Origin of the sequence: Tahibacter soli (assembly GCF_025717065.2) — a bacterium.
Classification (GTDB): domain Bacteria; phylum Pseudomonadota; class Gammaproteobacteria; order Xanthomonadales; family Rhodanobacteraceae; genus Tahibacter; species Tahibacter soli.
Window position 1 is genome coordinate 96,706 of sequence record NZ_JAOVZO020000003.1, and the last position, 23,458, is coordinate 120,163.

Sequence of the window (23,458 nt, forward strand, 5' to 3'; positions counted from 1 at the left end):
CGCTCTTCGAGGCTTTCGCGCTTGACCGCCCGCTCAGGCCGTCGCCGCCTTGAGCTTCTTCGCCGCCTTCTTCTCGCGCCGCTTCTGCGCGCGCCGCGCCAGCAGCAGATAGATCGCCGGCGTCGACAGCAGCGTCAGCGCCTGCGATACCAGGAGGCCCCCGATCATCGCGATGCCCAGCGGCCGGCGCATCTCCGCGCCCGCACCGAAGCCGATCGCGAGCGGCAGCGCGCCGAAGATCGCGACCATCGACGTCATCATGATCGGCCGGAACCGCACGAGGCACGCTTCGCGGATCGCCTCGAACGGCGACAGGCCGTGCTCGCGTTCGGCCACCAGCGCGAAGTCGATCATCATGATCGCGTTCTTCTTGACGATGCCGATCAGGAGCACGATCGCGATCACCGAGATGATCGACAGCTCCGTGCCCGTCACGATCAGCGCGAGCAGCGCGCCGACGCCCGCCGACGGCAACGTAGAAAGAATCGTCAGCGGATGAATCAGGCTTTCGTACAGCATGCCGAGGATCAGGTACACCGCGAGGATCGCCGCGAGCAGCAGGATCGGCGTGTCGCTCTGCTGCTGCTGGAACCGGCGGAAATCGCCGCCGAATTCGCCGCGGATGTCGCCCGGCACGCGCAGGTCCTGCATCGTGCGCGTGATCACGCGCGCCGCTTCGTCCATCGCGACGCCCGGCGCGAGGTTGAACGACAGGTCCATCACCGGAAACTGCCCGCGGTGCTGCACCGACGTCGGCGCGATGCCGTCCGCCATGCTCGCCACGGCGCTGATCGGCACCATCGCGCCGCTGTTCGAGCGCACGTACAGTTTTTCCAGCGCCGCCGGACTCGCCGCCTGATCGGGCTGCGCGGTGACGACGACCTTGTACTGGTTGATGTCGGAGTAGATCGTCGAAATCTGGCGCTGGCCGAACGCGTCGTACAGCGCGCTGTCGATCGCCGCGATGCCGATGCCGAGCCGCGCCGCCGCGTCGCGGTTGATCGTGAGGTTCTGGCGCAGGCCGGCCGACTGCAGGTCGGATGCGACGTCCCGCAATTGCGGCGACTTTTTCAACGCCTCGACGAGCTTCGGCGCCCATTCCTGCAGCTGCGCCATTTCGGTGCCCTTGAGCGAGTAGTTGTACTGCGCACCGCCGCCGCCACCGCCGCCACCGCCTCCGCCGCCGATGTCCTGCACCGGCCGCAGGCGCAGGCGGATGCCCGGCACCTGCGCGGCCTGCGCCGACAGCCGCGTCATCACCGCGAACGTCGACGCGTCGCGGCCTTCGCCCAGCGGTTTCAGATTGATGAACATGTTGCCCGAACCGCCGCCGCCGCCGAACCGACCGCCGCCGACGCGCACGCCGACGCTCTCGACCGCGGGATCGGCGCGCACGAGATCGGCGATCTTCTGCTGCCGCTCGACCAGCACTTCGAACGAGACGTCGGAACCGGCGTCGGTCGAGCCCTGCAGCTGGCCGGTATCCTGCTGCGGAAAAAAGCCTTTCGAGACGATGCCGACGAGCCAGATCGTCAGGATCACGAGCACGAGCGGCTGCAGCGCCGTGATGCGCGGATGCCTGAGCGACACGTCGAGCGCGCGCCGGTAGATGCCGAGCATGCCGGCGTGGAACGCGTCGAGCCGTTCGACGAAGCGCGACGGTTTCTGCTCGGCGTGCGGATGCATGAAGAGCGCGCACAAGGACGGCGTGACCGTCAGCGAGACGACCGCGGAGATCGCGATCGCCGCGGCGAGCGTCACTGCGAACTCGCGGAACATCATGCCGAGAAAGCCCTGCATGAACAGTAGCGGGATGAATACCGCGAGCAGCGACAGCGTGATCGAGACGATCGTGAAGCCGATCTCCTTCGCGCCGAGCAGCGCGGCTTCGAGGCGCCCCATGCCTGCATCGAGGTGGCGCGCGATGTTTTCGATCACGACGATCGCGTCGTCGACGACGAAGCCGATCGCGACGACGAGCGCCATCAGCGACAGGTTGTTCAACGTGAAATCGAGCATGTACATCACCGCGAACGCGCCGGCGAGCGACAGCGGCACCGCAAGGCCCGCGATCAGCGTCGGCGCGAGACGGCGCAGGAACAACAGCATCGTCACGATGACCATGCCGAGGCTGATCAGGAGCGACACCTGCACCTCGTCGACCGACGCGCGGATCGTCGGCGTGCGATCGGAGAACGCGGTCAGCGACACGCCCGCGGGCAGCCACGTCGAGAGTTCCGGCATCATCGCCTTGATCGCGTCGACCGTCGCGATGACGTTCGCGTCGGCCTGCTTGCGCACGAGCATCAGGATCGCGCGCTGGCCGTTGAACCACGCGGCCTGATAGCGATCTTCCTGGCCCTGCGTCACCTTGGCGATGTCGCGCAGGTACACCGGCGAGCCGTTGTTCATCGCGACGACGAGGTTCGCGAACTGGCTCGCTTCCTTGAGCGCGTTGTTCGACGCGATCGCCATCGTCGTGCGGCCGTCGGTGAGAAAGCCCTGCGCCGTCGTGACGTTCGCCGCGACGAGCGCGCTGCGCACCTGGTCGGCCGAGATGCCGCGCGCCGACAGCGCGCGCAGGTTGAGATCCACGCGCACGGCCGGCGTCGCGCCGCCGGCGATGTCGACGTCGGCGACGCCTTCGAGCTGGCGGATGCGCTGCGCGATCAGCGAATCGGCGTAGTTGTACAGCTCGCCGAGCGTGCGCGTCGGCGACGTCAGCGCGAGGATCAGCACCGGCGCGTTGCCGGGATTGGCCTTGCGATACGTCGGCGCGGTGCGCAGGCCCGACGGCAGGTCGGGCGCCGCCGCGTTGATCGCGGCCTGCACGTCGCGCGCGGCGCTGTCGAGGTTGCGGCCCACGTCGAAGATCATGTTGACCGACGCGCTGCCTTCGCTGCTGTTGGAGTTGATCTCGTCGATGCCGGCGATCTGGCCGAGATGGCGCTCGAGCGGCGAGGCGACGGTCGAGGCCATCGTCGCGGCATCGGCGCCGGGCTGGCTCGCCGACACGAAGATCGCCGGAAACTCGAGGTTCGGCAGCGGCGCCACGCCGAGCAGCGAGTAGCAGATCATGCCGGCGACGAAGACGCCGGCCGCGAGCAGCGACGTGCCGACCGGCCGATGGATGAACGGCCTGGAAATGCTCATGCCGGCTTCGCTCCGGCGTGCGCCGCGAGGCCGCGCGCGCGCCGCGCGTGCAGCCAGTCGCTGAAGCGTTCGAGGTACAAGTAGATAACGGGTGTCGTATACAACGTGACGAGCTGCGACAGCAGCAGGCCGCCGACGATCGCGACGCCGAGCGGGCGGCGCAATTCCGCGCCGATGCCGTTGCCGAGCGCGAGCGGCAGCGCGCCGAGCAGCGCCGCCATCGTCGTCATCATGATCGGGCGGAAGCGCAGCAGGCACGCGCGGCGGATCGCGTCGTGCGCGTTCTTGCCGGTGCGCTGCGCCTCGATCGCGAAGTCGATCATCATGATCGCGTTCTTCTTGACGATGCCGATCAGGAGAATGATGCCGACGATGCCGTCGATCGACAGGCTCATGCCGCACAGAAACAGCGCGAGCAGCGCGCCGACGCCGGCCGGGGGCAGCGTCGAGAGGATGGTCAGCGGGTGGATGTAGCTCTCGTACAGCACGCCGAGCACGATGTAGATCACGAGCACCGCGGCGAGGATCAGGAGGATCTCGTTCGACTGCGACACCGAGAACTCGGCGGCCTTGCCGATGAACTGCGCGCGCACCTGCGGCGGCAGCTTCACGTCGGTTTCGACCGCGCGAAACGCGGTGACGGCGTCGGACAGCGAATAGCCCGGCGCGACGTTGAACGAGATCGTCACGGCCGGCAGCTGGTCCTGGTGCGATACGACGAGCGGCGCGTTCGTGACGCTCGCGCGCGCGAGCGTCGACAGCGGCACGGTGCCGGCGGTGGCGACGCTGCCGGTCACCGTGCCGCCGCCGCTCGTGCGCACGTTGAGTTTTTCGAGCAGATCGGCGCTCGTGCGGAACTGCGGCGCGACTTCGAGTACCACCCGGTACTGGTTCAATTCGGTAAAAATCGTCGACACCTGGCGCTGGCCGAACGCGCTGTACAGCGTGTCGTCGATGTTCTGGATCGCAACGCCCAGGCGGCTCGCCTGGTCACGGTCGATGTCGAGCGTCAGCTGCAGCCCGCGCGCGGCGAGGTTGTTGTCGACGTCGGCGAGTTCCGGACGCTGGCGCAGCAGCGACGTCATGCGCGTGGCGGTGGTCGCCAGTTCCGTCGCGTCGACCTGGCTCAGCGAATACTGGTACTCGGTCGCCGCAACGCGGCTGTCGAGCGCGACGTCCTGCACGGGTTTGAGGTACAGCGCGATCGCCGGAATGCCGGCCGCCGCGTGCTGCAATGCCGGTACGATTTCCTCGAGGCTGCCGCGTTCGCCGCGCGGCTTGAGCACGATGCTGAGCTGGCCCTGGTTCAACGTCGGATTGATTTCGCCCGCGCCGACGAACGCGGCGACGCCGGCGACGCCGGGCACCGCGTGCAGCGCCTTGGCGACCGTTTCGACGCGTTCCTTCATCAGCGGAAACGCGATGTTCTCGTCGGCCTCGACGACGGCCGTGACGAGGCCGGTGTCCTGTTCGGGCAAGAGGCCCTTCGGAATCGCGACGTACAGCAGCACGGTCAGCGCGACCGACGCCGCGGCCACGAGCATGGTGAAGCGCGGATGCGCGAGCACCCAGTCGAGCGTGCGCTCGTACACGTCGAGCATGCGGCCGAAGAAGCCGCGGCGTGCGTGGTGCTCGTCGTCGGCTTCGGGTTCGATCTCGCCGGGCTTGAGCAGGTACGCGCACATCATCGGCGTCAGGGTCAGCGACACGAGCGCCGACAGCGCGACCGCGATCGACAACACCCACGCGAACTCGCGGAACAGGCGGCCGGTGACGCCGGGCATCAGGAGCAGCGGCAGGAACACCGCGATCAGCGACACGGTCAGCGACACCACGGTGAAACCGATTTCGCGCGCGCCGATCTCGGCGGCCTCGCGGCCGTCGCGGCCTTTTTCGAGATAGCGCACGATGTTTTCGATCATCACGATCGCGTCGTCGACGACGAAGCCGGTGGCCACCGTCAGCGCCATCAGCGACAGATTGTCGAGCGAGAAGCCGGCGAAGCTCATGACGGCGAACGTGCCGAGCAGCGACAGCGGCACGGCGACGCCCGGAATGATCGTCGCCCACAGGCGGCGCAGGAACACGAAGATCACGCCGACGACGAGGATCACCGTGAGCACGAGCGTGAACTGCACGTCGTGCACCGACGCGCGGATGGTGACGGTGCGGTCGGCGAATACCGTCAGCGAAACGCCGGCCGGCAGCACCGCGCGCAGCTGCGGCACGATGGCCTGCACTTCCTCGACGGTCTTGACGATGTTCGCGCCCGGCTGGCGCCGGATGTCGAGCAGCACGGCCTGCTTGCCGTTCGCCCACGCCGACACCTGGTCGTTCTCGACGCCGTCGATCACCTGCGCGACGTCCTTGAGGCGTATCGGCGCCGCATCGCGATAGCTGATGATCGCGTCGCGGTAGGCGACGGCGTCGGGCAGCTGGTCGTTCGTGCCGATCGAGAACGACTGCACGGTGCCGTTGAGCGAACCCTTCGGCGCGTTGACGTTCGCGGACGTCAGCGCGCTGCGCACGTCTTCGATCGTGAGGCCGAGGTTGGCGAGCTGGCCCGGGTTCACCTGCACGCGCACGGCCGGCCGCACGTTGCCGGCGATGCTGACGAGGCCGACGCCGGACACCTGCGACAGCTTTTGCGCCAGAATGGAATCGGCGTAGTTGTTCACATCGCGCAGCGGCAGCGTTTCGGAGGTCAGCGCGAGCGTCAGGATCGGCGCGTCGGCCGGGTTGACCTTGTTGTACACCGGCGGATACGGCAGGTTGTTCGGCAGCGTGCCGCGCGCGGCGTTGATGGCCGCCTGGACGTCCTGCGCGGCGGCGTCGATGTCGCGGTCGATCGCGAACTGCAGGTTGATCGTCGACAGGCCGGCCGAGCTGTCGCTCGTCATCAGCGTGAGGCCCGAAATCTGGCCGAACTGGCGCTCGAGCGGCGTCGTCACGAGCGCGGCGATCGTCGACGGGCTCGCGCCCGGGTACTGCGTCGTGACCTGCAGGTTCGGCGCGTCGATGTCCGGCAGCGCCGACACCGGCAGCTGGCGATAGCCGAGCAGGCCCAGCAGCACGAGCGCGGCCATCAGGAGCGACGTCGCGACCGGACGCCGGATGAACAGTGTGGAAAATTCCATGATGGGAATGCCCGCTCAGCCGCCGCCGCGACGGCGGCGCGTGCCTTCGGCCGGTTTGTCGCCGCTCGCCGGCGCGGTCGCGGCCGGTGCCGGCGGCGTTTCGCCGGGCGCGAGCGCGAGCACTTTCGCGCCGGGCTTCAGGCTGAACTGGCCTTCGGTGACCACGCGCTCGCCGACTTTCAGGCCTTCGCTGATCAGGATCTTGCCGTTGCCGGCGTCGGCGCCGGATTTCACCGGCTGCATGGCGACCGTGGAATCTTCTTTGACGACGTAGACGTAAGTGCCTTCGGGGCCGCGCTGCAGCGCCTGCGCCGGAACCACCGTCGCGTTCGCGATCGTGCGCACTTTCAGGCGGATGTTGACGAACTGGCCCGGCCACAGCGCGTTGTCGTCGTTGGCGAATTCGGCCTTGAGCTTGAACGTGCCGGTCGTCGCGTCGATCTGGTTGTCGATGACCGAGAGCTTGCCGGTCGCGACTTGGTGATTGTCGCTGCGGTCGAGCGCGACGACGTCGAGCGGTTCGGCGTCGAGCGTGCGCACGAATTCGAGATTCTGTTCGGGCAGCGTGAACACGACGTTGATCGGATGCACCTGCGTGAGCACGACGATGCCGTTCGCCTGGCCGCCTTGCACGAGGTTGCCGACGTCGACCTGGCGGATGCCGGCGAGGCCGTCGATCGGCGCGCGGATCGTCGTGTAGCCGAGCTGCACGCGCGCGTTGTCGATCGCCGCGGCGTCGGCGACGACCGTCGCTTCGAGCTGCGCGACGGTGTGGCGCTGGTTTTCGAGATCCTGCCCCGCGACGAAGTTGCGCTGAATCAGCTCGTCGTAGCGCTTGAGCGTCGAGCGCGCGGCGCCGAGCTGCGCTTCGTCCTGCTTTTTCTTCGCGACCGCCTGGTCGTACTGCGATTTGTACGTGCGCGGGTCGATCACGGCGATCACTTCGTCTTTCTTGATCTCCTGGCCTTCCTTGAAGTTGATCGAATCGATCTGTCCGCTGACCTGCGGCCGCACCGTGACGGTGTTGAGCGCCTGCACCGTGCCGAGGGCGTCCAGGTGCAAGGCGACGTCCTCGACGGCGACCGGAACGACCGTGACCGGAATCGTGCGGTTCGCGTCGGCGCCGGGACCGCGGCGTTCGGCTGTACCGGCGGGGCTCAGAAGGCGGTAGCCGATCAGTCCGGCGACGACGACGGCGGCGACGATGAGCAGGGTTTTCCAACGCGACATGGTGCTTCCTTGTTCGTTCGGGACGGCGCGGCATGCAGCGCCCCGACAGCGTAACGCGGAATACGTCAAGCGGTTGACGAGACTTCGGACTTGCGGCCTACGGCGAGCGTGACGGCGCGAAAACGGGGCGGGGACCGGCTTTCGGGATTCCCGGACGGCGAAAAAAGTTGCAGGGTTTCGAATTACCCGTTCCGCTCCCGCACAGGATGCTTCGCGAGCTTGCGCTGCAAGGTGCGCCGGTGCAGGCCGAGCCGGCGCGCGGCCTCGGAGATGTTGCCGTCGGCTTCGGCGAGCACGCGCTGGATGTGCTCCCATTCCAGGCGCCGCAGCGGCGGCGCGGTGTCGACGTCGGGCGCGCCGGATTCGGGGTCGGCCGCGTCCTCGTCGATCAGTGCGCGCACTACCTGGTCGGCGTCCACGGGTTTGGCGAGATAGTCGTGCGCGCCGCGCTTGATCGCCTCCACGGCGGTCGCGATCGACGCGTAGCCGGTCAGCAGCAGGATGCGCACGCCCGGCGCCGCGGCGAGCAGCTGCGGAATCAGCACGAGTCCGTTGTCGGCGCCGAGCTTGAGATCGAGCACCGCGTAGCGCGGATGTTCGCGCCGCGCGAGCGCGAGCGCCGTGGCCCCGTCGTTGGCGACGGCGACGGTGAAGCCGCGCGAGGTCAGCGCCCGTGCGAGCACGCGCGTGAACACTTCGTCGTCGTCGATCAGGAGGAGGTGGCCGGTCGGCTGCATATCGGTTTCCGGTTAGACTTCGTGTCGGACGGGTTTTGCTGTCGAAGCGGCGCCGAGTCAAGGGGGGCGGGACGAAATGCCGCGTTGGGGTTTTCGCCGTCGTTTTCCGTTGTAGGGAGCGACCGGCGTACGCCGCGCCTTCCGGAGACCGTTCCATGACCCCGTTTCGTCTGCGCCGCGTCCTCGCCGCCGCGCTGCTGTGTACCTCGCTTGCCGCCGCCGCGGCGCCGGATACCGGCGATCGCTACCGCGTCACCACGACGATGAAGATGGCGGGCATGTCGATGCCGGGCTCGTCGACCGAAGTGTGCACCGCGCGGGAGCAGCCGGTCAGCGCGCAGTCGATTCCGAAGGACAAGAACTGCGACGTGCAGAACTTCCGCATCGACGGCGCGAAGGCGTCGTACCACATCGTCTGCACCGGCAAGAACGCGATGACCGGCGACGGCGAGATGGAAACGCTGCCGGGCGGCTTCCGCGGCAGCATCCGGGCGCAGGTCGAAGGCCAGCAGATGACGATGAGCTACGAAGGCAAGCGCATCGGCGGCTGCGACTTCGCCACGGAATCGCCGGAAGCGCAGGGCAAGGCGATTACGGCGCAGGTGTGCGAGGCGCAGCTGACGTCGATCGTTTCGCACTCGATGTACATCGGCCCGAAGGCGGCGTGTCCCACGTACAAGGCGAAGTTCTGCGCCAACGTGAAGCGCGCGATGGACGAGAACGCCGACCCGGCGCGCTTCGCCGACGTCGACCGCAAATTCGGCAAGGCGATCTGGGATGCCGTCGAAGGCTGCGGCGGTTCGCGCGCGGCGATTCTCGTCAAGGCGTGCGGGCAGGCCGAGTCGGGCGGCAATCTCGACTTCGTCGGCGACTTCTGTCCCGACCTCGTGCCGCGCCATTGCGCCGACGCCGATCCGAACCGCAACGGCCGTTTCCTCGTGCGGCACTGTGCCGATCGCGCGCGCGCGCTCGCCGCGCAGCAGTGCGAGGGACGCGGCTATACCGCGATGCAGTCGTCGCCGTACCGCGGCTTCTGCAACAGCTACGCGGCCGAGCGCCTGAACGCACGCAGCGCCGATGCGCAGGCCGCGCCCGCGCACGACGAGGCGGCGCCGGCCGCCGAACCGGCGAAGAAGCCGTCGATGCGCGACCGCTTCAAGTCGCTCAAAGATCGCATCGGCGGCGACTGATGCGATGTCTCGCGGCGATCGCGCTGCTGGCGTGCGCGAGCGCGCACGCCGCGCCGGTCGATCGCTTTCCCGATGTCGCGGCGGCGTACTGGGTCGAGGTCGACGGCCGGCCGCTGTGGGCCGGCAATACCGACCGGCGCCTGCCGATGGCGAGCCTCGCCAAGCTGATGACGGCGCTGATCGCTGTCGAGGCCGGCGATCTTGACGCCTGGGCTGAGGTGTCCGCCGGCGCCGCGGCGGAAACCGGTTCGCGCATCGGACTGCGCCGCGGCGAACGCGTCACGCGCCGCGACCTCCTGCTCGCCGCGTTCGTGCGGTCTGCGAACGACGCCTGCCGCGCGCTCGCCGACGCGGTCGACGCGGGTACCGGCACGCGCGACGCGACCGGCGCGTTCGTCGCGCGCATGAACGCGCGCGCCGCGGCGCTCGGCATGGCCGACACGCATTACGCGAATCCGTGCGGCCACGACGATCCGATGCAGTACACGAGCGTGCGCGATCTCGCGACGCTGTCGCACGCCGTGCTGGCAGAACCGGTGCTCGCCGACGCCGCGTCGAAGCGCGAGCTGCGCCTGGTCACGGCGGCCGGGCGCGTGCTGTCGATGCGCACGACGAATCCGCTGCTCGACGGCCTGTCCGGCGCGCGAGGCTTGAAGACCGGCACGACGCCCGCGGCCGGCCGCTGTCTCGTCGCACTCGTCGAGCGCGACGGCCGTCGCGTGCTCGTCGTGCTGCTGCACGCGCCGGAACGCTGGTGGGACAGCGTCGGCCTCGTCGAGCTCGCGTTCGAGGCGCGCGACGACGCCGTCGTCCGCTGAGATGCATCGGGAAATTTCAATGGCGACGGCCGTGCCGACGCTCGTCGTCGCGGTCGCGCTCGCCTACGCGAACGCGTTCGGCGCGGCCTGGCAGTTCGACGACTTCGCATCGTTCCTCGCGCATCCCGCGACGCAAAGCCTCGCCGGCTGGTGGGACGCGCTGCCCGGCATCCGTCCGCTGCTGAAGCTCAGCTACGCGCTGACGCGCGAACTCGGCGGCGGCGTGATCGCGGTGCATGCGACGAATATCGCGATCCACGCGCTCAACGCATGCCTGCTGTGGGCGTTGTGGCGGCGCTGGCTGCCCGAGTTGGCGCCGTCGCTCGCGCGCCCCGATGTCGCGGCGCTGCTCGCTGCGCTGCTGTTCGCACTGCACCCGGCGGCGACCGAAGCCGTCACGTACGCGAGCGGGCGCTCGATGTCGCTCGCGGCGGCGTTCGGACTCGCGGCGCTCGTCGCCGACGACATCGTTCGCGTCGACCCGTCGCGTCGCCGATACGCATGGGCCGGCGTCGTGCTGTTCGCGCTCGCGCTCGCCGTGCGCGAAACCGCGGTCGCGGTCGCGGCGGTGCCGCTGCTGCGCGCGTGGGCGGCGGGCCAGTCGTTGCGCGTCGCGCTGTGGCGGCTGCGCGGCTGGGCCTGCGTGCTTGCGGCGGCGGCGGTCGCCGCGCTCGCGACGCCGGGCTACCGCGTGTTTTTCGGCGTCAGCGTCGCTACGCGCGATCTCGCCGCGCAGGCAATGGGCCAGTTGCTCGCGCACGGTTATCTGTTCACGCATTCGCTCGCGGGGTTCACGAACATCGATCCGGATCTGCGCGTGCCGGCGGCGTGGTCGCCGGTCTTGACGGCCTGCGCGGCGCTGCTCGTCGCGCTGGTCGCGTCGATGTTCGCCGCGCGCCGTCGCCATCCGTGGCTCGCGTTCGCGATCGCCTGGTACCTCGTACAGCTCGCGCCCGGCAATTCGCTGCTGCCGCGCCTGGATCTGGCGAACGATCGTCACCTGTACCTCGCGCTGGCAGGTCCCATGCTTGCGCTCGCGATCCTCGTCGTGCAGCTGCGTGCGCGCGTGCTCGCCGGTGCGATCGCCGTCGCGCTGTGCGTCGTGCTCGCGTTCGCGACCGTGCAGCGCAACGCCGACTACCGCAGCGAGACGGCGCTGTGGCAGGCCACCGTCCGCGACTCGCCGCGCAAGCCGCGCGCATGGCTCAATCTCGGCTACGCGTATCGCGCCGACGGCGATACCAGGCGCGCCGCCGCGGCGTATCGCTGCGCGCTGATGCTCGATCCGGCGAACGCGCAGGCGGCGATCAATCTCGACCTGGTCGCGCCGGGCGATACCGCGCCGGCCCGGTGTCCCGAGTAGCAAATCGCAACGGTCGTTGACCCGCGACCGGCGCGCGTCAATCATCGGCGACAGGACGGACAGGGGAATCCGTACAGCACCCGCATGAGCGATACCCTCGACATCACGGCCCATCTGCATGCCGCGCGCCGCGGCGACGCCGCGGCGCTCGACGCGCTGTTTCCGATCGTCTACGACGAGCTCAAGCGCGTGGCCCGGCGCGCGCTCGCGGGCGAGCGCGCGGGCCACACCTTGCAGGCGACGGCGCTGGTGCACGAGGCCTACCTGCGTCTGGCCGCGCAGCATGCCGACTGGTCCGACCGGCGCTATTTCTTCGGCATTGCCGCGGCGATGATGCGGCGCATCCTGGTCAACCACGCGCGCGACCGCGCGGCGGACAAGCGCGGCGGCGGCGTCATGGCCACCACGCTGTCGGCGGCGGACGCCGTGGCGGCGAACGGCGAACTCGACGTGCTCGAGCTGCATGCGGCGCTCGAAACGCTCGCGAAGCTCGACGAGCGGCAGGCGCGCGTGGTCGAGCTGAAGTTTTTCGGCGGCCTCGAGATCGACGACATCGCCGAAGTGGTCGGCGTCTCGTCGGCGACCGTGCGACGCGACTGGGCGATGGCGCGCATGTGGCTCGGACGCGAGCTGGCGGCATGAGCGGGCCGGCGCAGACGCCCGAGGCGTGGGCGGCGCTGCAGCGCATTCTCGCGGAAGTCGTGCACTTGTCTGAGCCGGCGCTCTCCGCACGGTTGACGGAACTGTGCGGCGGCGACGCGGCGCTGCATGCGCAGGCGCTCGGCCTGCTCGCTCATCGCGACGCGCTGCCCGAGCGCTTGTCGCCGGCGCGGATCGCCGCGCTGCTCGACGAGCGCGACATCGGCGAGACCGACGACGCCTGGCTGGGCCGCCGCGTCGGCGCGTTCGCGCTGGACGCGCGCCTGGGCCGGGGCGGGTCGGGCACCGTCTACCGCGCGCGGCGTACCGACGGCTTCGAGCAGGTCGTCGCCGTCAAGCTGCTGCATCATCGTGCCGACGCCGCGCTGCTGCGCCGCTTCGAGCGCGAGCGCAGCATCCTCGCGGGCCTTGCGCATCCGCACATCGCGCGGCTGTTCGACGCGGGTACGGCGACTGACGGCACGCCGTATCTGGTGCTGGAACTGGTCGACGGCGTGACGTGGGACGTGTGGCTGACGCAGCGGACGCCGGACCTGCGCACGCGCCTGCAGCGCTTCATCGCCGTGTGCGAGGCCGTCGAATACGCGCACCGGCGCCTGCTCGTACACCGCGACATCAAGCCGGCCAACATCCTGGTCGACGCGACGGGGCAGCCGCGCTTGCTCGACTTCGGCATCGCCGCCTTGCTCGGCGGCGAGGGCGAGACCACGCTGACCCGCGAAGGCGGCCGCGCGATGACGCCGGCCTACGCGGCGCCGGAGCAGATCCGCGGCGAGCCCGTCACGACGGCGACCGACGTGTATGCGCTCGGCCTCGTGCTGTACGAGACGCTCACCGGCCGCCATGCGCTGCGCGAGCCCGGCGACAGCGACCTCGCGCTGATGCGCGCGATCACCGAGCGCGACGCGCTGCGACCGAGCCTGCGCGCGGCCGCCGCCGACGCGCCGCCGATCCCGCCGCAGACCTTGCGCGGTGACCTCGACAACATCGTCCTGGCCGCGATCGAGAAGGATCCGCAGCGGCGCTACGGCAGCGCGCGCGCGCTGATCGACGATCTCGAGGCATGGCTCGCCGGCAGGCCCGTGTCGGCGCGGCCGCACACGCCCTGGTATCTCCTGCGCAAGTTCGCCGGGCGCAACCGGCTGGCCGTGGCGGTCGCCGCCGTCGCCGCGATCGGCGTGCTCGCCGCGGGTGCGATCGCGCTGTGGCAGGCGCATGCCGCGGGGCAGGCGCGCGCGCTCGCCGAGCGCCGCTTCGCGCAGGTGCGCGGCTTTGCCGGCACCGTGCTGTTCGACTACCAGGAAGGCATCCAGAAGCTCGCCGGCTCGCTGCCGATGCAGCAGCGCCTGGTGCGCGATTCGCTCGGCTTTCTCGAAGGCCTGCGCGCGGAGGCCGGCGACGACCGCGGCCTGTGGGCCGACCTCGCGGCGGCGTACCTCAAGACCGGCGACCTGCAGGGCAATCCGTACCTGTCCAACGTCGGCGACTTCGCGGGCGCCGCGGGCAGCTATGCGCGCGCGCTGGAGGCGCTCGACCGCGCCGCCGCCCTCGGCGACGCCGGCCCGTCGCGGCAGTTCGTGCGCGCCGAGCTGTACGCGCGCCAGGCGCATCTCGCCTATCAGGACACGAAGCTCGAACCGGCCAGGGCGCTGTACGAAAAGTCGCTCGCGCAGTACGCGGCGCTGCCCTCCGACGTGCGCGACGACATCGAGGTCACGCTCGAACACGCCGACACGCTGGACTTCTACGGCGATCTGCTCGGCCGCGAAGGCCAGGCCTCGCTGCTCGACGCGGAAGGCGCGCATGCGAGCTACGAGCGCGCTCGCGCCCTGCGCGCCGCCGCGCTCGCACGCAGCCCCGACGAACCGCGTCTCGCCTACGCGATGTACAAGAGCGAGCTGCGCGAGGGCGAGTACCAGGCCGGGCGCAACGACATGCGGCGTGCGCAGGCGGCGCTGCTCGTCGCGTTGCACACGATCGAAGGCCTGTCGGCGAAGAATCCCGACGACGCGTCGATGCGGCGCGAAGTGGCGCTGGTGTATGCGCGCCTCGTCGGCGTGCAGGACGCGCTCGACGATCTCGATGCGTCGGTCGCCTCGGCGCTCAAGGCGCTCGGCATCATGGAGGCGATGCTGGCGCAGGCGCCCGACGACGATTCGATACGCCAGGGCGTCACCGCGACGCAAGGATGGGCCGCGCGCCAGCTGATCAAGGCCGGCCGCGCCGCCGAGGCTGCGCCGGTCATCCAGCGCCAGATCGAGGCGAACGAGGTGCGCCTGCGCGCCGCGCCGGGCAATCCGGAAATCGAGTACAGCCTCTCGCTCGCGTATCGGCGCCTCGGCGAGCAGCGCGCCGCCGGCGGCGACTACGCCGGTGCGCTGGCCGCGCACCGCCGGGCGCTGGCGCTGCAGCAGCCGCTCGTGGCGCAGTCGGCGGAATTCGCGCTTGGCGCGGCATTGTCCACCTTTCACATCGGCAGCGTCGCGCTGGCGGCCGGCGACGTCGCCGCGGCGCGGCGCGAGCTCGACGCCGCGGTGGCCGCGCTCGACGCGCTCGTGACCGCGAGTCCGGATGCCGCGTCGTACCGCGAATACCAGGCCGACGCGCTCGCGCGCCAGGGCGATGCCTGGTCCGCCGGCCGTAAGGATGCGGCGCGCGCGGACGCCGCGTACCGCCGCGCGCTCGATGCGTGGGACGTCTTCGAGCGCGCCGGCGTGCTCTCGCCGCACAGCGCCGGCAAGCGCGACGCGGTGCGGGCGAGGCTCGTTCCGCGTTGAGCGCTACGGCCGGATGTCGATCGACAGGTTCACGCTGTTGTTGCTGCCGGCGATCGAATTGCTGATTTGCGTTCCGAAGCCGCTGCAGTTGCTGCCCTGCAGCGGCGGAATGACGAAGCCCGTCTGCGAGGCCTGCGCCGTGGTGGCGTTCCAGGTGCCGACGAGGCTCCAGGTCACCGGTCCGAACGCGCAGTTCGACAGCGGCACCGGCGTGCCGCTCACGACCGCCGACTGCAGATTGAAATACATCTCGGTGACGCCGACCGTCGCCGTCGTGTTGTCGAAGAACTGCGACGTCGACGTGTCGAGATGGATCCATTGCACCGTCAGCGTGACGACGCCGAGGCCGTTGATCGGCGCCGTGAAGCTCGCCGACGGAAAATAGAACTTGCCGCCGTAGGTGCCGGATCCCGCGATGTGCGAACCGCTGACGCCGGCGCCCGACGGCACCGGCATCGGAAAGCCGTTGATCGTCATGGTGCCGGTGACGGCGCGCGGCTCGATGCCGTTGCGAAAGATGAAGTCGCCGGCGCTGGCCGGCCCGGCGACGGCGAACGAGGCGGCGGCGAGCACGGCGAAACGGCGGAAGCGGGTAGAGAGGTTCATGGCGGTCCCCTGAGCGGTGGCGAAGGCCGGGTTCGCGCACCGTGGCGAGCCCTGACCTTCGAAGACGCACGGTTCGGCGTCCAAAGCGCTCATGACCGCCGGATATTTTTCGATCGGCGGCCGAGGTCGCGTGCGGAAAGCGACCGAACCTCAGTGAATCGTCAGTCGCACGCTTTGCAGCGGCACCGACAGCCGCGTTTCGGTGCCGCCGCCGTCGGCGGCGCTGATCACGAGATCGCCGCCGAGGCGTTCGGCGGTCGCGTCGGCCAGCGCGAAGCCGATGCCCAGGCCGGTGCTCTTGCTGCTTTCGAAGCGCGTGCCGAGCCGGTCGGCGTGCGCGATGCCGCGGCCGTGGTCGCGCACGCGCAGCACGAGCTGCGCGCCTTCGCGCGCGACCGCGACGTCGACTTCGGCGGAGTCGTTCGCGAGCGACGCCTCGGCGGCGTTGTTGAGCAGGTTGATCACCGCGTGCCGCAGGCCGGCCGGCACTTCGACGATCCATTCCGAGGCATCGTCGGGCAGTGTGACCTTGTAAAGAATTTCCGGGCGCAGCAACTGCAGACGATCGCCGCAGCCGTTGACGAAGTCGGCGACGCTGACGCGCTCGCCGGCCTGTTCGAGCTGCGCCTTGCCGACCGCGACGAGTTCGCGCAGCGTTTCGCGGCAGCGTTCGAGCTGGCTCGACAACAACGCGAGATCTTCGCCCAGCACGCCGTCGGGATGTTCGCGGCGCAGTTCGGCCACCAGCGTGCGCATCGTCGACAGCGGCGTGTTGAGTTCGTGCGCGGCGCCGGCCGCCTGCGTCGCGATGGCGAGGATGCCCTCGTCGCGCAGCGCGCGTTCGCGGATGCGCTGCGTTTCGACCTGCTTTTCGCGCAGCGCCTCGGCCAGGCGCGAGATGAAGCCGCCGAGCAGCACCGCGCTGATCGCGAACGACGCGGCCATGCCGAGCACGTGCAGGCCGAACGTGCGCGCGTCGGTGCCTTCGAGCTGCGTGCCGGCGAGCGGCACGTTCCACTGCATCAGCACGAGATACGCCGCGCACGACAGCGCCGCGATCACCGCGACGTCGCGCAGCTTCAGCGCCGTGGCCGCGAGCGTGATCGGCATCAGGAGCAGACCCACGAACGGATTGCTCGCGCCGCCGGTGAGGTACAACAGCCACGACAGCACGACCGTGTCGACGCCGATGTGCGCCATGACCTCGGTCGTCGTGATCGGCCACGGCTGGCGCAGACGCCACAACACCGCGAGGCCGAACGCGGCGAGTACGCCGATACCGCCGAACAGCGCGGCTTCGGCGAGCGGCAGTTGCAGATAGCGGCCGACGAAGACGACGGTGGCGGTCTGGCCGAGCACCGCGCACAGGCGCAGCCACGCGAGCGTGCGCGCGAGCGCCGCCGGGCCGAAGCTGCGCCGGTCGGCGTCGCGGGAGGTGCGTTGCTGGGTCATGCGCGGATTCTAGACCGCGGCGGCCGGCGAGCCGCCGCGGCGTCTTGACGCTAGAAGCTGCGGTCGCCCGAAATGATGCCGCCGAGGCCGCCGAGCACCGAGCCTTCGTCCTTGCTGCCGCCCTTCTGGTAGGCCGAGGCGAGCATGCGGCCGGCCATGCGCGAGAACGGCAGCGACTGCAGCCACACCTTGCCGGGGCCCGTGAGCGTCGCGAGGAACAGGCCCTCGCCGCCGAACAGCACGCTCTTGACGCCGCCGACGGCTTTCACGTCGAAGTCGACGCCGTCGGTCAGCGCGACGACGCAGCCGGTGTCGACGTCGAGGCGTTCGCCCGGCGCGAGCGTGCGCTCCACGATCGTGCCGCCGGCGTGCACGAACGCGAGGCCGTCGCCTTCGAGCTTCTGCATGATGAAGCCCTCGCCGCCGAACAGGCCGGTGAGAATCTTGCGCTGGAAGAAGATGCTCAGCGACACGCCGCGCGCGGCGCAGAGGAAGCTGTCCTTCTGGCAGATCAGACGGCCGCCGAAGTCGGACAGGCGCATCGGCACGATCGTGCCGGGGTAGGGCGCCGCGAACGCGACCTTCGCCTTGCCGGTGCCGGTATGCGTGAACATCGTGGTGAACAGACTTTCGCCCGTGATCACGCGCTTGCCGGCCGACAGCAGCTTGTCGAAGAAGCTGCCGCCCTGGCCCGTGTGCGAGCCGTCGCCGAAGACGGTGTCGAGCTGTACGGCGGCCTCCTTGTACATCATCGCGCCGGCCTCGGCGACCGCGCTTTCGCCCGGGTCGAGTTCGATTTCGACGAACTGCATGTCCGAGCCGTAGATCTTGTAGTCGATCTCGTCGGCGCGGCCGCGTCCGCCGCCGGTGACGAACACCGGCGGCGCGCTCGTGGCGAGGCCGACGGCGGTGTCGTCGCGCAGTTCGGCGACGTCGCCGATCTTCTGCCAGTCGGAGAAGCCCTGGCGCCAGCAGTGACCGTTGGGGTTGCTGCGCGCCTGCGCGCGCGCCGCGGCGTCGTCGAGCGGGCCCATCTGCTGGCCGTTGTAGCTGAAATACCACTGCGACATTGCTTGCTCCTCCGTGGAAAGTGAGTCGGAGTCTACGGTTACGACGTTTCGTCGTCATAGGTGCAACGTCGCTCTTGTGAAGCGGGCCGTCACCCCCACTGGCTCGTCGGGTTACCATATCGCCGCTATGCGCGCCTATCTCGATCTCCTGCAAGACATCCTCGACCACGGCGAGCGCAAGGACGACCGCACCGGCACCGGCACGCTGAGCGTGTTCGGCCGGCAGCTGCGCTTCGATCTCGCGCAGGGCTTTCCGCTCGTCACGACGAAAAAGCTGCATCTGCGCGCGATCGTGCACGAGCTTCTGTGGTTCCTGCGCGGCGAAACGAACATCGCGTACCTCGCCGAAAACAAGGTCACGATCTGGGACGAGTGGGCCGACGAACACGGCGAACTCGGCCCGGTGTACGGCAAGCAGTGGCGCTCGTGGGAGACCGCCGACGGCCGCACGATCGACCAGATCGCGTGGGTCGTCGACGAGATCCGCCGCAATCCCGATTCGCGCCGCCTCGTCGTCAGCGCGTGGAACGTCGGCGACCTGCCGCGCATGGCATTGATGCCCTGCCACGCGCTGTTCCAGTTCCACGTCGCGAACGGGCGACTGTCGTGCCAGCTGTACCAGCGTTCGGCCGACGTGTTTCTCGGCGTGCCGTTCAACATCGCGAGCTATGCGCTGCTCACGCACATGATCGCGCAGGTGTGCGGGCTGCGAGTCGGCGATTTCGTACACACGTTCGGCGACGTGCACTTGTACCTTAACCATCAGGAGCAGGCGCGCGAACAACTCGCGCGTACTCCGTTGCCGCCGGCGCGGCTGCGTCTGAATCCGGATGTGCGTTCTATCTTCGACTTCCGCTACGAGGACGTCGCGATCGACGGCTACGTTTCGCATTCGGCGATCAAGGCGCCCGTGGCCGTCTGACGACGAGGCCGACATGACGAACGCGATCGCAAGAATCCACAACGACATCGAACGCTGGTGCGCCCGCCCCGACCTGGGCCTGCTGTTGCTGCGCCTGGGCATCGGCGGTCATCTGATCTGGAGCACGCAGGACAACGTGTTCAGCTGGGCGCGCATGCTGGAATTTCGCGACTTTCTGGAAAAATTCGAGTTTCCGTATCCGTTGTTCTGCGCGGTGCTGTCGGTGACGGCGCAGTTCGTCGGCGGACTTGCGCTCGTCGCCGGCGCGTTCACGCGCTTCGCCGGAGCGGTGCTCGCGTTCAACTTCGTCGTGGCGATCGTCATGGTCGACGCGAAGCGCCCGTACCCGGCCGCGTTCGCGGCGCTCGCGATCGTCGTCGCGTGCCTGTGCCTGATGTTCGCCGGCGCGGGACGCTGGTCGCTCGATCACCGCTGGCGGCGCGCGTGAGCACGATCAGCCTCGTCGCGGCGGTGGACCGTCAGCTCGCGATCGGACGGCGCGGCGACATGCCGTGGCACCTGCCGGACGATCTGCGCCGCTTCAAGCGGCTGACGCTCGACAAGCCGGTGCTGATGGGGCGCAAGACGGCGCTGTCGATCGGGCGCGCATTGCCGGGACGGCGCAATCTGGTGCTGAGCCGGGCGGGGCACGCGCCGTACGAAGGGCAGACGACGGTGCGCAACCTGCAGCAGGCGGTGTCGCTGGCGGGCGTCGAGGAACTGATGGTCATCGGGGGCGGCGAGATCTACGCGCTCGCGCTGCCGCTGGCGTCGCGCCTGTACCTGACGCACGTCGACTGCGCGGCGAGCGACGTCGACACGTTCTTTCCGGCGTTCGACCGCGGCCAGTGGCGCGTCGTCGCGCGCGAAGCGCACGCGGCCGACGACCGGCACGAGTACGCGATGGAATTTGTGGACTACATCCGCGCCTGATCGTCGTCCGTGCGGACCCGTTGGGGGACGCCGCCGACTGCTTCGTCACAGTGGAACAACGTCGCCGCGTCGCGGCCGACCGCCTTCCGCACTGCACGGAGCGCAGAAATGCACTTTCGATATTTGTTGCAAAATTTGCTCGGCGTCGCGGCGGCGTTCGCCGCGGCGACGGCGACGGCCGGCGCCTCGTGGCGCTATCTCGAGCCGCAGGCGCCGCGCGCGGTCGAGCCCGCCGACTACCGGCTCGGCACCGACGGCAGCCTGTGGCTGTTCGGCAACGACGGCGTCCGCCGCGTCGATGCCGGCGGCGCGACGACCGGGTTTCTCGCGGCTCTGCCGCAGACCGGCGGCTACCCCGCGGGACAGCTGACGAGCGACGGCGGCGCGGTCGTCGCGTCGCCGAACAACTGCTCGCTGACGCGCGTCGATTCCGCGGTGCGCGTGCGCTGGAAGCGCCTGTTGCCGGAGTACTGCGTGTTCGTGCCGGCGGCCGACGACGCCGTCTGGGTGGCCGACAACGGCGGCACGCTGATCAAGCTCGGCGCGGACGGCGGCATCGCGCGGCAGGTTTCTATCGCGCCGGGTCTGCCGTTGCTCGCGGCGATGCCGGACGGCGGCGTCGCCGTCTCGATGAACCTCGGCACCCCGCTGCGTTCGACGCTGACGCGCTACAGCCGCGACGGCGAGCCGCTCTGGTCGCTGTCGCGCAATGTGTATTTTGCGGATATCGCCGCGAGCCCCGACGGCACGCTGACGGTCGGCGGCGCCGGTGCGGACACCGACGGCATTGCCGTCTACCGGTTCCGGGCGGACGGAACGCCGGTCGCGGAGTACATCGCGCCGCGCGACCCGGCGCGCAACGAAGGCAATATCGTCGTGCGGCTCGCGCGCGACGGTTCGGCGAGCGTGACGACGGCGTACTACACGACGGCGGCGATCGTGCATGCCGTGTATCGCTTCGGCACCGACGGACAGCTCGCGTGGCGCAAGGAAGCCTGCGTGCAGCCGTCGAACACGTACATGCCGACGGAAGCCGTGCTGCCGCTCGACGGCGGGGAGGCGGCCGTCGCGTGCAGCGGCACCGACGAGGCGCGCTTCCTGCGCTTCGATGCGCACGGCACGGCGGTGGCCGACACACTGCTGCCGACGCTGAGCGCGGAGCTCGGCCTGCGTGCCGACGGCACGCTGCAGGCGCTCGGCTATGCACCCGGCACCTACGCGATGCGCCTGTACGCGATCGACCGCGACGGCAAAACCGTCGACGCGCCGATGCCGTCGGCTCCCGAGCCGCTCGATCTCGCCGGTCGCGTATTCGCCGACGACGGCGCGAGCTATCTGCTGTCGCGCGCCGCGCTGCTTGCCGAGCCCAGGCGGCTGACGCTCGCGAAGATCGACGCGAACGGCGCGCTCGTCTGGCGCCGCACGTTCGCGGCGATCGCGCCGCTCGCGCAGCTGTCGGTGGCCGGTGGCCAGGCCTGCGTCGCGCAGTCGCGCCTGAGGACGTCGCCGTGGCCGTCCGGATTCACCGGACCGCCGCCGCCGCCGCCCGCGCCGGTCTCGATCGCCTGCGTCGCGAGCGGCGACGGTGCCGATCGCTGGGTACGCACGTACCCGACCGACGGCGCCCAGCACTGGTTCGGCGCGCAGGACGACGGCACGTTCGCGCATCTTTCGTCGCAGGGATCGACGCATACGATCGTGCGCCACGACGCGGCCGGCAACGAGGTCGCGCGCGTCGAGCGCAGCGGCTATGCGAACTCGGGAGCGATCGATGCCGCGGGCGACATCGCCGCGGGCGTGTACGACGCCGTGACGCCGCGCCGCTTCGTCGTGCGCTACGACGCGCAGGGCGCGGCGCATTCGGCCGACATCGAGACGACGGCCGGACTCGAAGTCGTCGGCGTCGTCGCCGGCCGCGTGCAGGCGCTCGTGGGCACGTCGTCCGGACGTGAATACCGGTGGTTCGGTACCGATGGCGCGTTCCAGTGGTCGCGCCCGATGGTCGGGCTGGTCGCGCTGCCGGTGCCGGATCGCGGCGGCGAGTCGGTCTATCTCGCCGAGCGATTGACGCTGTCAACGCCGCAGCGGCTCGCCGTGCGCCTCATGCGCCTGCGCGCGACCGACGGCTCGGTGGTCTGGAGCCGGTCGCCGGTTTTTCTCGCGCCGACCGAATTTTCGCGCGAGCGCATCGCGCTCGACGCGTCGAGCGCGCAGGTCGTGCTCGCGTACGCGACGTCGAACCGCGTGCAGGCCCAGCGTTTCGACGCGCGCGACGGCGCGCCGATCGGCGAGCAGGCCGACGCGTGCGCCGTGTATTGCGGCCTGATCGACGCGGTCGGCATCGATCCGCAGGGGCTGGTGCGCGCGGCGCTGCCGATCACGCCCGGCGACGCGACCGCCGCGACGACGGCGATCGTCGCGCTGCGCGACACGTTCGCGCAGCCGCCGGTGCGGATCGACCAGGTCGGCCTCGGCGGCGCGTGGTGGGCGCCGTACGCGAGCGGCGAGGGTTTCGTCGCCGACTGGCTGCCGGGTGCGCGCACGTGGTTCATGCCGTGGTTCACGTATTCGCGCTACGGCGCCGGCGGCGGTCTCGCGGAGCAGCGCTGGTACGTCGTCGCCGGCACCGTCGGCGAGGGCGCGACGCAGGCGCAGCTGCCGATTCTCGAAACGACCGGCGGCACGTTCGACGCCGCCGGCGGCGCGACCGTGCGCCGGGTCGGCACGGCGACGCTGCGATTTACCGATTGCGACAACGGTACTTTGAGCTACGTCTTCGACGCGCCGCACAACGACGGGGCGACCGGCGCGATCACGTTGTCGCGCCTGTCGCCGGCGACGCGCGACTGCACGCTCGCCGACGGCACGATAGAGCCGCACGCGGCGGCGACGGCCGGCGGTTTCGACGCGCGCATGTCGGGCTCGTGGTACGAGGAGGCGACGTCGGGGCAGGGGCTGCAGTTCACCGTGCAGCCGGGCGGCGTGTTCTTCGCGCCGTGGTTCACGTTCGATCCGGCGGGCGCTTCCGACGATCCGGGCCGGCAGCGCTGGTACACGCTGCAGGGTTCGCTCGCGAACGCGACGCAGGGACGCGTCGTGGTGCCGATCGCCGAGGCGACCGGCGGCGCGTTCGACAGCACGCCTGCGAGCCGCACGGTCGTCGTCGGCGCGGCGACGCTGACGATGCAGGGCTGCGACCGCGCGACGCTCGAGTACGCGTTCGACACCGCGGCGGGCGATCTTGCGGGCAGGACCGGAACGATCGACCTGGAGAAGGCCGGCGGCTGTACGCCGTAGCTCGTCCCCCTCTCCTCCAAGCGTCGCTTGGGGGAGAGGGCCGGGGTGAGGGGGAGAACGTGTGGTACTTCGTCGCGGGCGGGGAAGGGCGGAGCGTCGCTCCTCGTCCTGAG

At 70.0% G+C, this 23,458-nt stretch carries 16 protein-coding genes; 9 read left to right on the forward strand and 7 right to left on the reverse strand.

The genetic code is table 11. The features are described from left to right. Nucleotides 1–33: 33 nt before the first annotated feature. From OD750_RS02775 to OD750_RS02790, 4 genes are all read right to left on the reverse strand, one after another. Complete coding sequence (locus OD750_RS02775) at nucleotides 34–3,153, reverse strand: efflux RND transporter permease subunit (RefSeq protein WP_263542691.1); 3,120 nt, start codon at nucleotides 3,151–3,153, stop codon at nucleotides 34–36. Further along, on the reverse strand, nucleotides 3,150–6,290 hold the full coding sequence (locus OD750_RS02780; RefSeq protein ID WP_263542692.1) for an efflux RND transporter permease subunit: 3,141 nt from the start codon (nucleotides 6,288–6,290) through the stop codon (nucleotides 3,150–3,152). Before OD750_RS02780 ends, OD750_RS02775 begins: the two co-directional genes overlap by 4 nt. 15 nt (nucleotides 6,291–6,305) lie before the next feature. Continuing rightward, on the reverse strand, nucleotides 6,306–7,520 hold the full coding sequence (locus tag OD750_RS02785) for an efflux RND transporter periplasmic adaptor subunit (RefSeq protein ID WP_263542693.1): 1,215 nt from the start codon (nucleotides 7,518–7,520) through the stop codon (nucleotides 6,306–6,308). 182 nt (nucleotides 7,521–7,702) lie between these two features. Then, nucleotides 7,703–8,257, reverse strand: a complete 555-nt coding sequence (locus OD750_RS02790) for a response regulator transcription factor (protein WP_263542694.1) — start codon at nucleotides 8,255–8,257, stop codon at nucleotides 7,703–7,705. Between the two features lie 155 nt (nucleotides 8,258–8,412). Here OD750_RS02790 and OD750_RS02795 point away from each other — a divergent pair, with 155 nt between their 5' ends. The 5 genes from OD750_RS02795 (at nucleotide 8,413) to OD750_RS02815 (ending at nucleotide 15,065) form a co-directional block, all read left to right on the forward strand. After that, on the forward strand, nucleotides 8,413–9,447 hold the full coding sequence (locus tag OD750_RS02795; RefSeq protein ID WP_263542695.1) for a DUF3617 domain-containing protein: 1,035 nt from the start codon (nucleotides 8,413–8,415) through the stop codon (nucleotides 9,445–9,447). Then, nucleotides 9,447–10,265, forward strand: coding sequence for a D-alanyl-D-alanine carboxypeptidase family protein (locus tag OD750_RS02800; RefSeq protein WP_263542696.1), 819 nt, complete (start codon nucleotides 9,447–9,449; stop codon nucleotides 10,263–10,265). The genes OD750_RS02795 and OD750_RS02800 overlap by 1 nt, the downstream gene beginning before the upstream one ends. A gap of 19 nt (nucleotides 10,266–10,284) precedes the next feature. Next, a complete protein-coding gene (locus OD750_RS02805; RefSeq protein WP_263542697.1) occupies nucleotides 10,285–11,628 on the forward strand; it encodes a hypothetical protein in 1,344 nt (447 codons plus the stop codon). A gap of 84 nt (nucleotides 11,629–11,712) precedes the next feature. Beyond that, on the forward strand, nucleotides 11,713–12,270 hold the full coding sequence (locus tag OD750_RS02810) for a sigma-70 family RNA polymerase sigma factor (protein ID WP_263542698.1): 558 nt from the start codon (nucleotides 11,713–11,715) through the stop codon (nucleotides 12,268–12,270). Beyond that, on the forward strand, nucleotides 12,267–15,065 hold the full coding sequence (locus OD750_RS02815) for a serine/threonine-protein kinase (protein WP_263542699.1): 2,799 nt from the start codon (nucleotides 12,267–12,269) through the stop codon (nucleotides 15,063–15,065). The genes OD750_RS02810 and OD750_RS02815 overlap by 4 nt, the downstream gene beginning before the upstream one ends. A gap of 3 nt (nucleotides 15,066–15,068) precedes the next feature. Here the strand turns inward: OD750_RS02815 and OD750_RS02820 are convergent, their stop codons facing one another. The 3 genes from OD750_RS02820 to OD750_RS02830 all read right to left on the reverse strand — a co-directional run bounded on the left by OD750_RS02820 (nucleotide 15,069) and on the right by OD750_RS02830 (nucleotide 18,193). Beyond that, entirely contained in the window at nucleotides 15,069–15,671 is a 603-nt protein-coding gene (locus tag OD750_RS02820) for a hypothetical protein (RefSeq protein ID WP_263542700.1), read from the reverse strand. A 150-nt stretch (nucleotides 15,672–15,821) separates the two neighbouring features. Continuing rightward, complete coding sequence (locus OD750_RS02825) at nucleotides 15,822–17,123, reverse strand: ATP-binding protein (protein ID WP_263542701.1); 1,302 nt, start codon at nucleotides 17,121–17,123, stop codon at nucleotides 15,822–15,824. Nucleotides 17,124–17,173: 50 nt separating this feature from the next. Then, complete coding sequence (locus tag OD750_RS02830) at nucleotides 17,174–18,193, reverse strand: TIGR00266 family protein (protein ID WP_263542702.1); 1,020 nt, start codon at nucleotides 18,191–18,193, stop codon at nucleotides 17,174–17,176. Nucleotides 18,194–18,320: 127 nt separating this feature from the next. Between OD750_RS02830 and OD750_RS02835 the strand changes: the two genes are divergently transcribed. The 4 genes from OD750_RS02835 to OD750_RS02850 all read left to right on the forward strand — a co-directional run bounded on the left by OD750_RS02835 (nucleotide 18,321) and on the right by OD750_RS02850 (nucleotide 23,345). Continuing rightward, on the forward strand, nucleotides 18,321–19,115 hold the full coding sequence (locus OD750_RS02835) for a thymidylate synthase (protein ID WP_263542703.1): 795 nt from the start codon (nucleotides 18,321–18,323) through the stop codon (nucleotides 19,113–19,115). 13 nt (nucleotides 19,116–19,128) lie between these two features. Next, nucleotides 19,129–19,563: a DoxX family protein gene (locus tag OD750_RS02840; protein WP_263542704.1), complete on the forward strand. Its 435-nt coding sequence runs from the start codon at nucleotides 19,129–19,131 to the stop codon at nucleotides 19,561–19,563. A 5-nt stretch (nucleotides 19,564–19,568) separates the two neighbouring features. Next, on the forward strand, nucleotides 19,569–20,048 hold the full coding sequence (locus OD750_RS02845; RefSeq protein WP_263542981.1) for a dihydrofolate reductase: 480 nt from the start codon (nucleotides 19,569–19,571) through the stop codon (nucleotides 20,046–20,048). Between the two features lie 108 nt (nucleotides 20,049–20,156). After that, nucleotides 20,157–23,345, forward strand: a complete 3,189-nt coding sequence (locus OD750_RS02850) for a hypothetical protein (protein ID WP_263542705.1) — start codon at nucleotides 20,157–20,159, stop codon at nucleotides 23,343–23,345. Nucleotides 23,346–23,458: the final 113 nt, after the last annotated feature.

Excerpts from the sequence above, each read along its gene's own strand:
- OD750_RS02830 (WP_263542702.1), bottom strand. The coding sequence starts at position 18,193 with ATGTCGCAGTGGTATTTCAGCTACAACGGCCAGCAGATGGGCCCGCTC.
- OD750_RS02850 (WP_263542705.1), top strand. The coding sequence starts at position 20,157 with ATGCACTTTCGATATTTGTTGCAAAATTTGCTCGGCGTCGCGGCGGCG.
- OD750_RS02825 (WP_263542701.1), bottom strand. The coding sequence starts at position 17,123 with ATGACCCAGCAACGCACCTCCCGCGACGCCGACCGGCGCAGCTTCGGC.
- OD750_RS02780 (WP_263542692.1), bottom strand. The coding sequence starts at position 6,290 with ATGGAATTTTCCACACTGTTCATCCGGCGTCCGGTCGCGACGTCGCTC.
- OD750_RS02790 (WP_263542694.1), bottom strand. The coding sequence starts at position 8,257 with ATGCAGCCGACCGGCCACCTCCTCCTGATCGACGACGACGAAGTGTTC.
- OD750_RS02820 (WP_263542700.1), bottom strand. The coding sequence starts at position 15,671 with ATGAACCTCTCTACCCGCTTCCGCCGTTTCGCCGTGCTCGCCGCCGCC.
- OD750_RS02795 (WP_263542695.1), top strand. The coding sequence starts at position 8,413 with ATGACCCCGTTTCGTCTGCGCCGCGTCCTCGCCGCCGCGCTGCTGTGT.
- OD750_RS02775 (WP_263542691.1), bottom strand. The coding sequence starts at position 3,153 with ATGAGCATTTCCAGGCCGTTCATCCATCGGCCGGTCGGCACGTCGCTG.
- OD750_RS02805 (WP_263542697.1), top strand. The coding sequence starts at position 10,285 with ATGGCGACGGCCGTGCCGACGCTCGTCGTCGCGGTCGCGCTCGCCTAC.
- OD750_RS02815 (WP_263542699.1), top strand. The coding sequence starts at position 12,267 with ATGAGCGGGCCGGCGCAGACGCCCGAGGCGTGGGCGGCGCTGCAGCGC.
- OD750_RS02840 (WP_263542704.1), top strand. The coding sequence starts at position 19,129 with ATGACGAACGCGATCGCAAGAATCCACAACGACATCGAACGCTGGTGC.
- OD750_RS02800 (WP_263542696.1), top strand. The coding sequence starts at position 9,447 with ATGCGATGTCTCGCGGCGATCGCGCTGCTGGCGTGCGCGAGCGCGCAC.
- OD750_RS02835 (WP_263542703.1), top strand. The coding sequence starts at position 18,321 with ATGCGCGCCTATCTCGATCTCCTGCAAGACATCCTCGACCACGGCGAG.
- OD750_RS02785 (WP_263542693.1), bottom strand. The coding sequence starts at position 7,520 with ATGTCGCGTTGGAAAACCCTGCTCATCGTCGCCGCCGTCGTCGTCGCC.
- OD750_RS02810 (WP_263542698.1), top strand. The coding sequence starts at position 11,713 with ATGAGCGATACCCTCGACATCACGGCCCATCTGCATGCCGCGCGCCGC.